Source organism: Thalassospira sp. SN3W, from assembly GCF_038070535.1.
Classification (GTDB): Bacteria; Pseudomonadota; Alphaproteobacteria; order Rhodospirillales; family Thalassospiraceae; genus Thalassospira; species Thalassospira xiamenensis.
Genome location: NZ_CP121124.1, coordinates 3890391 through 3902524, shown reverse-complemented (window position 1 = coordinate 3902524; position 12134 = coordinate 3890391). Strand labels below are relative to the sequence as shown.

The 12134-nt window shown below is 55.0% G+C and carries 10 protein-coding genes; 6 read left to right on the top strand and 4 right to left on the bottom strand.

The window, feature by feature from the left end:
* Positions 1-111 precede the first annotated feature (111 nt).
* Genes P8T57_RS17950 through P8T57_RS17940 form a run of 3 tightly spaced genes read left to right on the top strand, consistent with a single transcriptional unit; the run spans position 112 to position 5032 of the window.
* The gene (locus P8T57_RS17950) at positions 112-1929 is read left to right on the top strand and encodes an EAL domain-containing protein (RefSeq protein ID WP_341363901.1); all 1818 of its coding nucleotides are present in this window, start codon (positions 112-114) and stop codon (positions 1927-1929) included.
* Between the two features lie 29 nt (positions 1930-1958).
* Positions 1959-3665, top strand: a complete 1707-nt coding sequence (locus P8T57_RS17945) for a sensor domain-containing diguanylate cyclase (protein WP_341363900.1) — start codon at positions 1959-1961, stop codon at positions 3663-3665.
* The gene (locus P8T57_RS17940) at positions 3662-5032 is read left to right on the top strand and encodes a DUF2336 domain-containing protein (RefSeq protein WP_341363899.1); all 1371 of its coding nucleotides are present in this window, start codon (positions 3662-3664) and stop codon (positions 5030-5032) included. The genes P8T57_RS17945 and P8T57_RS17940 overlap by 4 nt, the downstream gene beginning before the upstream one ends.
* 34 nt (positions 5033-5066) lie before the next feature.
* Here P8T57_RS17940 and P8T57_RS17935 read toward each other — a convergent pair whose 3' ends face one another.
* Both P8T57_RS17935 and P8T57_RS17930 read right to left on the bottom strand, forming a co-directional pair.
* Positions 5067-5549, bottom strand: coding sequence for a GNAT family N-acetyltransferase (locus P8T57_RS17935; protein WP_065702201.1), 483 nt, complete (start codon positions 5547-5549; stop codon positions 5067-5069).
* Between the two features lie 45 nt (positions 5550-5594).
* Complete coding sequence (locus tag P8T57_RS17930; RefSeq protein ID WP_083379468.1) at positions 5595-5879, bottom strand: sulfurtransferase TusA family protein; 285 nt, start codon at positions 5877-5879, stop codon at positions 5595-5597.
* Positions 5880-5967: 88 nt separating this feature from the next.
* Between P8T57_RS17930 and P8T57_RS17925 the strand changes: the two genes are divergently transcribed.
* The 3 genes from P8T57_RS17925 to P8T57_RS17915 all read left to right on the top strand — a co-directional run bounded on the left by P8T57_RS17925 (position 5968) and on the right by P8T57_RS17915 (position 8397).
* Positions 5968-6891 (top strand): sulfite exporter TauE/SafE family protein, encoded by a 924-nt coding sequence (locus P8T57_RS17925; RefSeq protein WP_007089996.1) that lies wholly within the window; start codon positions 5968-5970, stop codon positions 6889-6891.
* The gene (locus tag P8T57_RS17920; protein ID WP_037988521.1) at positions 6891-7649 is read left to right on the top strand and encodes a TIGR02186 family protein; all 759 of its coding nucleotides are present in this window, start codon (positions 6891-6893) and stop codon (positions 7647-7649) included. The genes P8T57_RS17925 and P8T57_RS17920 overlap by 1 nt, the downstream gene beginning before the upstream one ends.
* Before the next feature lie 241 nt (positions 7650-7890).
* Entirely contained in the window at positions 7891-8397 is a 507-nt protein-coding gene (locus P8T57_RS17915) for a universal stress protein (RefSeq protein ID WP_037988523.1), read from the top strand.
* Between the two features lie 55 nt (positions 8398-8452).
* On the opposite strand, the gene P8T57_RS17910 is transcribed toward P8T57_RS17915, so the two are convergent.
* Together P8T57_RS17910 and P8T57_RS17905 are read right to left on the bottom strand one after the other, a co-directional pair.
* Complete coding sequence (locus tag P8T57_RS17910; protein WP_341363898.1) at positions 8453-10864, bottom strand: tetratricopeptide repeat protein; 2412 nt, start codon at positions 10862-10864, stop codon at positions 8453-8455.
* Positions 10865-11051: 187 nt separating this feature from the next.
* The gene (locus P8T57_RS17905) at positions 11052-12134 is read right to left on the bottom strand and encodes a saccharopine dehydrogenase C-terminal domain-containing protein (RefSeq protein ID WP_341363897.1); all 1083 of its coding nucleotides are present in this window, start codon (positions 12132-12134) and stop codon (positions 11052-11054) included.

Sequence of the window (12134 nt, the reverse complement as noted above, 5' to 3'; positions counted from 1 at the left end):
TTCATATTACCCCTTAAGATCGCTATTTAAGAAGAACAGGGAAAACGACTTCGGAACTCATCCGAAGCTTTTGGGGGTCAGGCTTGTGATGGTTCTCGTATGACGGACAATATGAGCTATTCAGCAGAAACAAACGACAGGGACCTACTGGCTGCCATGGCGTTCTGCTGGGCGGACATGCTGCTTGAAGTCGACGAGAACGGATACATCCTGTTTGTGGCCGGTGCGACCGAAAGTCTTTTGGGCTGCCTGCCGGAACGATTGATCGGCGAGGCACTTGATAAGCTGGTCATAAAGTCGGAACGGCCGCTGTTACGGGCCTATCTTCATGCCAGTTCCGGGATCAAACGGCTTGAAGAACTCGATCTTGATTTTCAGTTGATCGAGGATGATGGAATTGCCCTTGGCAATCCGGTTCCCCTGTCACTTAGCGGCTATATGATTTCCGAACCGATCGGTCGTTATTTTATTGCGGCCCGCCATCGCGCGATACGTCCGCGCGCACGATCGGGCATTGATCGCCTGATCCTGCAAAACACGTTGTCTGCGGTAAGCTCAAAAACAGGCAAGAACGACCAGCAAGCAGAAACCGCCGCACGCATGGCCTCAAGCCATAGCGAAGCCCTTGTGGTTCTTGAAAACCTCGCCGCCCTTCGCAGCCAGGCAGAAACCGATGCGACCAACGAACTTGCGCGCCTGATCGGGATTGGCATCGGCAACCGCCGAAGCCTCCAAAACCTTGAACCAGACGGCGGTTATCTGGTTGACGAGCCGATGATCGAACTGGAACGCCGAATTGTCGCCTATGCCAGTGCATTACGCGCCGATCTTGACGATCCGGATTGCAGCGATGCGGCAAACGCCCCCGATCCTCTCAAAAATCTGAACCTTGCCACGGGCAGTTCTGGCACGTCGGGTGCTTCGACACTCACCAACAATGATCTGTTTGGCCGTGACTATGACCTTGCCAGCGGGTTTCACCGCCTCACACAGAATGTCCGCCAACCGATAGAAAATGGTGAAAGAGAAACCAATCTGACGCGTGCTGTTGCATATGCGCTTAATCGTCTGCAGCATCGCGGTGATTCGGATGTATCGGCCGAACGCCTTTCAGCAAGCTTGCCGCATCTTATTCAGGAAACCCTGAAATCGGTTCGGGCGTTTCGCGAAATTGTGCAGAATGGATCCTTTGCCGTCGCACTGCAACCGATCGTGCATCTCGAAAGCCTTGAAATGCACCATTACGAAGCATTGGCGCGGTTCCATGATGGCGGCAGCGCCCTTGCGGTTGATCAGATCATTCATTTTGCCGAAGGCACCGGATTGATCACCGAATTCGATCTGGCAATGTGTCAGAAGGTGCTGGATCACGTCACGCTTGAACCTGAACGCGTAACTCATTCTGTTGCGGTTAATTTATCCGGCCACTCGCTCGAACAGCAGGATTTTCTGCCAGCACTTGAACAAATTCTGGATCGCTATGATATCGATCCGGCAAAAATCATGTTCGAGGTGACAGAAACGTCGCGCATTCGCGGATTGCGCGACGTGAATGACTGTCTGCAACGCCTGCGCGCCCGCGGGCATCTTGTCTGTCTTGACGATTTCGGGGCGGGGGCCGCCAATTTCGAATATCTGAGCGCGCTTGACGTCGACATCATCAAATTTGATGGCGGTGCCATGCGAACGGCTCTGGCCAAACCCAAAGGCCGCGCTTTTATCAAGGCTACGGCCTTGCTTTGCCGGGATCTTGGAATCCATACAATTGCAGAAATGATTTATGATCAGGCCAGCTTCGAACTGGTTCGCGATCTGGGTATTGATTACGGTCAAGGATATCATCTTGGCGCGCCTGTAACGCTTGCCAGTGTGAATACCGGATCATCAAATACCACGCAAACCGCCGATGCGACCGGAGGCGGAAAATGAACCGGCACCACAAGGATGCTGAGAAGGCAATGTCTGACCATACCGATGTGACGTCCGAACAGGTTTTCATCCTTGATCCACAGACCATGGCCGATGCAGAGGCCCCCGTCCTGGTCATGGACAAGAACGGAACGCCCCTGTTTGCCAACAAAAATGCTCGAAGCTTCGCCGAAGGCATTCGTGACGGCCTATTCCCCGAAATCAACAAACTGGTCTTGCGCGCGATCACAACACCCGGCGGGGTTGTAGAACTGCTGACTTTCGAAGTACAGCGCGGCACGGCAACGCTTGAACTGACCGCCCTGCCAATGGCTGATGACCGTGTCCTGCTGCTGCCACGTGATGTCAGTATGGATCGCAACCTGCGCGAGGCCTTGATTGATTCACGCCAGCGTTACCGTGACATTGTCGAAGTATCCTCTGCCTTTGCATGGGAAACCGACGATACCGGCAAATTCATTTTCGTCTCGCCGCGCGGCGCACTTGGCTACAAGGCCGAACAGCTTGTCGGACGCTCACCTCTTGATTTCCTGCTTGATACCGCCGATCAGGACAGCGAAATCGTATTTCGCAGCCAAAAGGCCGTTCGGGATGTGCCGATCTGGCTTAAACGGGCCAATGGTAATGCCGCCTGTCTGGCCGTTTCCTCGACCCCGGTTTACACGCGTGATGGCCGTTGGACCGGCACGCGCGGGCTTGCCCATGACATTACCGAACAGCGCCGCCGAGAAAGCGAAGTCGCCACCGCGCGAAACCGTGACCGGCTGATGACCTATATCGTGCGAACCATGCGCGATGAAATCGATCCGACCCTTGTCCTGAAAGGGGCGGCCGATGCCAGCGCGCGCGCACTGGCCTGTGCAGGATGCGCGATTTTTCGCCGCAACGAAGACACCGACGAGATCGAAATGGTCGCCTGTCACGGCCCCGAAGACATTGACCCGATTGCCAATCAGGCCTTGAAACAGCTTGACGAAAACGAAGACGTTTTCGAAGCAGAAATCGAAAACTATCGCGTTCTTGCTCATCACTCCCACTATCATCAGCGGGTGAATGGTGCAGTGATATTTATCTTCAATGCCGATCACCCCGTCCCGAATGAAGGCGAACGCGCCATCATGTCCGAGGTTTCCGATCAGATCGGCATTGCAATCGAACAGGCCGCACAGCATGACCGGATCGTCACCCTGTCGCGGACCGATGGTCTGACCGGGCTATTGAACCGGCGTGCCTTTTTCGACGAACTCGGTCGTCGCCATGCCCGACTGCTGCATGACAACATGCCCGCGGCACTGATGTATGTTGATATGGATAATTTTAAGCTGGTCAACGATGTGCACGGGCATCAGACCGGCGACGAGGCCATTCTGGCATTAACCCGCATTCTTCTGGACAACACCCGCCCGATTGACTTGGTCGCGCGTCTTGGCGGCGATGAATTTGTCGTCTGGCTGGATGGGGCCGATATGGAAACCGCGGCGAAGCGCGCACGCATCCTTCTGGAAAAAAGCGCAGCCTTATCATCATTTTCCGGTGCCAAAGATCGCCCGCTTGGTATTTCGGTCGGTATTGCGGTACGCGATGCCGCATCCAAAGAACCGCTTGAACAACTTGTGCTTCGCGCCGATCAGACCATGTATCAGGTGAAAAAACACGGCAAAGGCAGTTTCGGTATTGCCGCCCCTCCCGGATCGGATGAACCGGCAAAAATAGAAAACCAGGAGACACCCCTATGAAGGGCTTTTTGCAGAGGGTCTTCACCAAACGTCGGGAAACCCCGATCACGTATGATGAAGCCAAGGATATGGCAGCCAGCCCGGATGCAAATGTGCGCGGGGTACTGGCCCAGCGTCACGATACCAAACCCGAAATCCTGTACTATCTTGCAAGTGATGCGGATTCCCAGGTGCGGCGTCATATTGCAGCAAACCAGGCAACCCCGGTACAAGCCGACGTCCTGCTGACCGACGACAAGGATGACAGCGTTCGTGGCAGTCTGGCCGAAAAGATTGCCAATCTGTCAGCCGGACTGACCCCCAACGAGTCGGACAAGCTGCGCCGCATGACCTACGAGGCGCTGGACAAGCTTGCCCGTGATCAGGCCGTCCATGTCCGTCAGGTGATTTCCGAAACGCTCAAGGATATCGCCAACGCGCCGCAGCCGATCATTCAGCAATTGGCACGCGATACGGAAAGTGTCGTGTGCGGGCCAGTGCTGCAATATTCGCCGGTTCTGACCGAAACGGACCTGCTTGAAATCATCGAAGGCAGCACCGGGCGCGGATCGCTAAGCTTTATTTCGCGCAGACGCAATGTCGGCGAAAAACTGGCTGATGCGATTGCGGCAAGTAGCGATAAGGACGCGATTTCGCACCTTCTGGGCAATAAATCGGCGCAAATCCGCGAAGAGACGCTTGATCAGCTGATTGATCGTGCCCCGGATTATCCCGAATGGCACAAGCCATTGGTTGAACGCCCGCAACTGCCACCAACAGCGGCCGGGAAACTGGCGCGATTTGTGGCCGAAAGCCTCATCAGCGTGCTTGAACGTCGTAAAGACCTGAAAAAGGAACAGCTGGAAGCCGTGCGTGAAGTGGTCAATCGCCGCATTTCGTCAGGCGAATTTGACAAACGCGACGAAGTCCCGGTTGAAAGCCGCAAGGCCAAGCAAAAAGAGGCCGAAAAGAAAGTCGCCGCCAAGACAGACGGTAAAGACGGCGCAGCAGGCGAAGAGGAAGAAGAATCCTCCTACGAAAAGGCCTTGGCCCTGCATAGCAAAGGCAAACTCACCGATAAGGAAGTTGCCAAGGCATTGGCCGCCAATGATGTCAAACTGGCACGTGCCGCCTTGGCCGTACTTGCCGGAATTCCGCCAGAAGCGGTAAGTAAGGTCCTGAATACCCATTCGGCCAAGGGGGTTGTGTCGTTGGCATGGAAGGCCGGCCTTTCGGCCGAACTGGCCGTTAAAATTCAGGTCAAACTCGGTCATGTTCCACCTGGTCAGACGCTTAATCCCCGTGGCGAGGCATATCCCTTGAGCGAAGAAGACATGAAGTGGCAGCTTGAATTCTTTACCGGTATGGCAACGGTCGGCCTACGCTAAACCGTACCGGCCATACCGGCCGTACCGCCCGCGATCAGGCCGAACGCAGCATTGATATGTGGGCGATGCCATCTTCATAGAACGCCTCACCGAACTGGATGAAGCCAAGCCCCTCGTAGAAGTTTTTAAGATACAGTTGGGCATTCAGAAAAATGCCCTTACCCGCAAAGCTGTCTTCGCAGGATGCAATGGCCTGCAACATCAGTTTACGGCCGATCCCCTGCCCGCGCAAATCCGGGCTGGCAACGACACGCCCGATTGCAGGATGTTGCCCCTGTGCGGAATGATCGGGGTCAATACCCGGTGCCACAATGCGCGCGGCTGCCACCACCCTGCCATCAAGCAACCCCAGAACATGCTGACAAATCGGGTCCAATCCATCGATATCGGGAAAAAGACATTCCTGTTCGATGATGAAAATCTGTTGCCGCAATTGAAAAAGGTCATGGACCAGACGCGGCGTCATATCGTCAAAGGCACAATGAACCCATTGCAGGGGTGATGATGAGGCGGACATGGCGGCAACTTTCATTTCCGGACGTGGCGGGCGCGGTTCTTGTGGTTATTTCGCGGCCAGATTCTCGATATGATAGATAAACACATCATCCTCTTGTGTCGATGATAACAGGCGGTTTCCTGTCATATCGCAAAAGGATTTCATATCTGCAACCGATCCCGGATCAGTCGCCAAAACCTTTAGAACGCCGCCTACCGGCACATCGCGCAACGCCTTCTTTGCCTTCAGTACTGGCATCGGACAAATCAGTCCACGGGCATCAAGAACAAGGTCGAAAGGGTCTTCTGGAGTAAACGACATGAAAAACCTTATAAAAATCGGGATAATCATCGCCAATCCGTGAATTGGCGATTGTTGCATTGGCACAATATGTTAGACTGATTTTCCAGAATCAATCAAACGCTGATGCCCGCCCGCAATGCAAATCTATCTGCCTATTGCCGAGATGTCGGTAAACATTTTTCTGATATTGGGGCTTGGCGGCGGCGTCGGATTTTTGTCCGGATTGTTCGGCGTTGGCGGCGGATTTCTGATCACGCCGCTTTTGATTTTTTACGGAATCCCCCCCGCAGTATCGGTTGCCACCGCGGCAAACCAGATCGTAGCATCCTCTGTTTCCGGGGTTTTTGCCCATTGGCGACGCGGCAATGTCGATCTTAAAATGGGCCTCGTGCTGCTTGCGGGTGGTATTGCCGGATCGACCGCCGGGGTTTGGGTCTTTGCATGGTTGCGTTCCCTGGGCCAGATCGATCTGGTCATTTCGCTTTGCTATGTGATCTTTTTGGGGATCATTGGCGGTATGATGCTGATCGAAGCATCGCGCGCCATTTTCCGTACCCGACGCCGCGGCGGGCAGCTCCGCCGCACCAAAAAGCACCAGCACAGCTTCGTGCATGGTCTTCCATTTAAAATGCGGTTTTATCGCTCGGGCCTTTATATCAGCGCATTACTGCCGCTTCTTGTCGGGCTCTTTGTCGGATTATTGACGGCTCTGATGGGGGTTGGTGGCGGGTTTGTCATGGTTCCGGCCATGATCTATATCCTTGGCATGCCGACCAGTGTCGTTATCGGGACGTCGCTGTTCCAGATCATTTTCGTGACGGCAAACGTCACCTTCCTGCAATCAATCCAGACACAGACCGTCGATGTCGCTCTTGCCATCCTTCTTTTGATTGGCGGGGTCATCGGGGCGCAATTTGGCGCGCAATTCGGATCGCGGCTTAAGGCAGAGCATTTGCGCGCAATGCTGGGGCTTCTGGTACTTTCGGTTTGCCTGAAGCTTCTGTTCGATCTGGTGATCACGCCGACCGAACTGTATTCCGTCGCGCCGGAGAATTTGTAATGCACAAATCGGGCGCGATCATCCACACACTGCTTGCCGTTGCTGCGGTGCTGGCCGTGGCCCTGCCTGAACGCGCGCGCGCCGAAGCACTGGTAGTCGATCTTTCCAACCACCTGGTCGCCATTACCACCGGCTTTACCGGCACCAATGTTCTGTTGTTTGGTGCCGTGCAAAGCGAAGGCGATGTGATCGTGACGGTCAAGGGTCCTGATCAGGATATGGTCGTGCGGCGCAAGGAACGGAAAGTTGGCATCTGGGTCAACAGCGAAAGCGCCACATTCCGCAATGTGCCCGCCTATTATGCCAGTGCGTCGAACCGGCCGATGGAAATCATCGCCAATTCCCAGCTTTACAACGATTACCGTATCGGGCTTGAACATCAACGCTTTGTCACTGAAATAGACGACAAGGATCGCAACAGCAGCGATTATCGAGATGCCCTGCTGCGCAACATGCGCGCGGCCGGCCTTTTCAACCAGCGCCCGGCCAAAATCAGCTTCCTGTCCAATCAGCTTTTCCGGACCGATATCCATTTTCCGGCCAATACCCCGACCGGCACCTACACCATCAATGTCTATCTGATCCGTGACGGACGCATTGCCAGCGTTAAAACAACGCCGCTGGTCGTATCAAAAACCGGTGTAAGCGCAGAAGTTTATGACTTCGCACATCGTTATTCGGCACTTTATGGCATCATCGCTGTCATCATTGCGATCGGTGCCGGCTGGATCGCAAGCGTCGCCTTCCGGAAACGCTGATTCGGGCCCCAATCTCCAATTGAACGATTGCACACCTTACATCTTCCTTTGATGATTTTCGCACATGCACCATCGCGTTTTGCAGTTGCGTAAAGATATTTTCTTTGTCGGAATGCTTGAAAAATAGCTTGGAAACCGGCCTTGAATTACGGCAAACTTTGTCTGTCCGGTATGGTTGCGCCCCGCCCCGCACGTTGGCGACCATTCACCCCGGAACCCATTTTATTCAGGACAGGACGACATGAATTCATTTGATGCCGACCGCGAACTGCGCGCTGCCACCACGGATCGCACGTTCCTTGTTGTGGTCGACGATAGTGACGAAATGACCAAAGCGCTTCGCTATGCCTGTCGCCGTGCACAGCATACCGGGGGGCGTGTCGCACTGCTAAGCGTCATTCAACCTGCTGAATTCCAGCACTGGATGGCTGTTGGCGATCTGATGCAGGAAGAAGCGCGCGAAAATGCAGAAACACGCGTCAACGAACTGGCCGCCTATGTCCATGAACAGACCGGCTCCATGCCACTTCTGTTCATTCGCGAAGGACGCCTGAAAGACGAACTTCTGAATTTGCTCGACGAAGAAGAACAGATTTCCATTCTGGTTCTGGCCGCTGGCACCAACAGTGACGGCCCCGGCCCACTGATCACCGCATTGACCAACCGGGATGTGGTCGGTCAATTACGCCTGCCATTGACCATTGTGCCCGCAGCCCTGTCAGAAGCCGATATCGACGCGCTTAGCTGATCGCACGCCAGACAACGCAATAGCCCGGCTTTTTGCGCAGTGATCAACAGGCTTATCAAACGGCGCGATCTTCAAGGAAGTTCATATAGGTTTCAAACGATGACCGTTGCCCAAACAGGACATGGGCACGATTGCGAATGGCCTGTGAAACCACCGAACGTCGCCTTTTATCTGTTGCCAGTGTCAGGGCGGTTTCAACGTAATCCGCCGAATGATAGGCAACGCAATCAAAAACCGAAATCTGGCGATAGCAGGTATGGCTACGCCGTGAGCGTGCGCCCTTGCCCGGCAAGGTCACCAGCGGCACACCAAGACCAAGGCAGTCAAACGCCAGCATCGCATCGTTCCATGCCGGACTTTCAAGAACCACATCCACCGCACACAGCAGGGAATGAAGATCTGCACGACTATGCACCGAAACAAACCGCATGCGTCCGGCGACATCGGCATAGTTAAGAGCAAACCGCCGCCCCCATGCCGCGTCCCAGCTATCGCGTTCCGGTGCGATCAGCAAAAGTTCGGCGGTTTCATCAAGACGCAGGATTTCGGCAATCAGCGGATCAAAATCAGCCGTCAGAACATCAAGCGGCTGCGGGCAAAGATAGGTATTCCGATCCTGATCAATCCGCCAGCGGCGCTGCAAATCGCCCGGCGACAAGGTGATCTCATCAGGCCGTGTTGCATTGACAAACAATCCGGGCAGACGGATCAATTCCTCGCTAAAGCGGGTTTCACCGCCCGCGGTTTCCCAATCCTCGGCAATCAGGTGGCAGTCAATATTTGCAAGCCCGGTCGTCGCGGCAATCCCGCCACCGGCAATTTGCAACGGTGCCAGACGCCAGCTTGCCAGCAACATCGTATAAGCATCGGCCTGTGGATCGGCATAATGCAAAACGTCAAGGTCAAGGCCCGCAATCACGCGCGCCGAATGCAACGGATCAAGCGGCAATGGCACCACCAGATCGGCCTCGGCGTCGATGCGGGCGGTAATGTCATCCTCGCCCAGTGGCGGGCGGATAACCGTAATATCAAAACGGTCCCGGTCAATCGCCCGGACCAGCCCCGCAATCCATCGACCAATACCATTATCGCGCATATTGGCCGATACAACGCCAAGCCGGACCTTGCCACCCTTTGGCCGGGTTCGCGCCGCAACATGAGGCACGTCATAACCTGAAACCAGCCGTTCCCAATAATGACCAACTGCACGCAATTGTGCATCGCCTTCGGGACGAAGGGCCGCACGCCATACTGGCGGGAACCGTGTCAGGGTAATCGGATCGATCAGGTCACTTTGGCCAAGATCAAGGTCAAGATCATCGTCATCAAGCGTATCGTCGAGAAGATCACGAACAACTTCGTCATTCTGGGCTGCCAGATCGGCCGGAACAGGCGCAAACAGCAATCGGCGGGCCGTTCGGAACAACGCCGTATTTTCCCCAATCGCAATCTTGCGATCAATGGCGTTCTGCAAAACCGATTGGGCCGATGCCGCGTCGCCTTCTTCCGCCAGTTCGACCGCAAGACGGAACACGGCGTCATCGCCACCACCCGCACCAATCGACGCCCCAAATCGCTCGACGGCTTCGCTGTGACGTCCGGCAAGGCTTAATGCCTCGCCCATCATCAAAAGAAGTTCGGGATCGTTGGGATTTGCATGCAAAAGTGCTTCAAGCGCACCAATCGCCTCGGTCCCCTGCCCGGTCCGCAAATACAACAGAGCAAGCGTCCGCCGCGCCCCGGCATCCTGCGGATCAAGTGCCAGAACCTGACGCAGGCAATGCAGCGCCCCGGCAAACTGCCCCAGTCGGAAAAGCGCATCGCCATAAGCCGTCAGGGCCCGCTGATGTCCCGGTTGCAATTCAAGGGCACGCAAAAGGGGTTCGGATGCCGAAACCGTTCGCCCCTGATCAAGCCGGATCTGCCCCATAAGCACAAGTGCGTTGACGATATCATCACGCAGCCTGAGCGCGGTTTTGCAGGATGCCTCTGCCCCGGCGATATCCCCCATGGCATACTGGCATGCCCCAAGATTGGCATGAATTTCGGCAACATCGGGTGCCAGTCGAAGAGCCAGCATGTAGTTTTCATGCGCCAATTCAAGTTCATCAAGCTGGCGATAGGTATTGGCGATATTGCAATAAAGTGCGGGGGAATCGGGGCATAGGCGAATCGCGCGCTTGAACGCACCAACGGCTTCGCGCAATTTTCCGACTGCCTTTAACGCCTGCGCATGGTCGTGCTGGATTTCGGCGTTATTGGCATCCGCGATTGCAGCCCGGCCCATGCGTTCGGCAGCAATATCACCATTGCCCTGTTTCATCGCCACCAGGCCGGCCAGATGCATGGCTTCTGCCGCCTGCGGATAGGCAAGCGTCATCTTGCGGCAGGCGCTTTCTGCCTCCGCCAGTTGACCCGTTTCAAACAGGTCGATTGCAAACCGGAACATCTCGCCAAGATCAGACAAGGATCGTATCGCCACCCGAGAGTTTGTTTAATCCGCCACCATAGGCGCCAAGCGTTAACAAACCACGTCTTTGCCACAAAATATGGGCTCTGACTATGGCAAGCACACACAAAAAACCACCCGGCCTGACAAGACCGGATGGCAAAGTTTGTCATCATGCCCAAAAGCATGATGTGGGGGTTATTCATCAACCCTCGTGGCTGAAGTAGCGACCGAAACGGTTGGCAAGGAAATCATCAAGCGAAACCTGTTCCTGCCGGATATATCCCTTGCCCGCCAGTTTGCCGGTCAGGACCATATCCATCACCGCACAAAGCCCGGCCGACGTCGTGATCTGGATCGCCGACCAGTTCCTGCCACCGATTGCCGTGCCATGAACCTTGCGGATAAAGTTTTCCTCGCAAAGCTCGCCATCGCGGGTACCAATTGCATCGGCAAAAATCACGATCACGTCCTGACTTGTGATCGGCAGCGACTTTTCAAAGATTTCCTTCATCAGATCAGGGCGTTTGCCAAGCCCAAGGTCTTCGATCAGGATTTTCAGGATTTCCTGATGCCCGGGGTAACGCACGGTCTTGTAGTCAAGGTTTTCGACCTTGCCTTCCAGCATGTCACAAAGCGCACCGACCCCGCCCGATGTATTGAATGCCTCGTATTCGGTGCCATCGATGGTGAAACGCTCATATCCTTCAAGCGGCAGAACCTCGATCCGCTTGCCCTTGTGGATGGCTTCGCACGGGTTCAGATATTCGTTGATCAGACCATCTGTCGACCATGTCAGGTTGTATTTCAACCGGTTGGTCGGGTTTTGCGGCAGGGCACCGACGCGCAGGCGCAGGTTCTGAACGCTATCAAACCGCTTGAACAGATCATGTGCCGCAATCGAAATAAAGCCCGGTGCCAAACCACATTGCGGCACAAACGCCCCATCGGCATCCTTGGCAATATCACGAATGGCACGGGTGGTTTCAACATCTTCGGTAACATCAAAATAAGATGCGCCAACACTGCGCGCCACACGTGCAATCGCGACATTAAGGTAAAACGGACAGGTCGACAGGATTGCATCATGGCCTTTGGCCACTTCCGTCAATGCCGCCTCGTCGGTGACATCAACCTTGACCAGCGTTGCCGCATCATCCTTGGCACAAATCTCAAGCATATGCCCGTTGGAATCCGCCAGCGTCACCGCATATTCGCCACTTTCACGCAGCATGACAGCCGCAATACGACCGATTTTACCTGCCCCAAGGATCAGAACTTTTTTCAT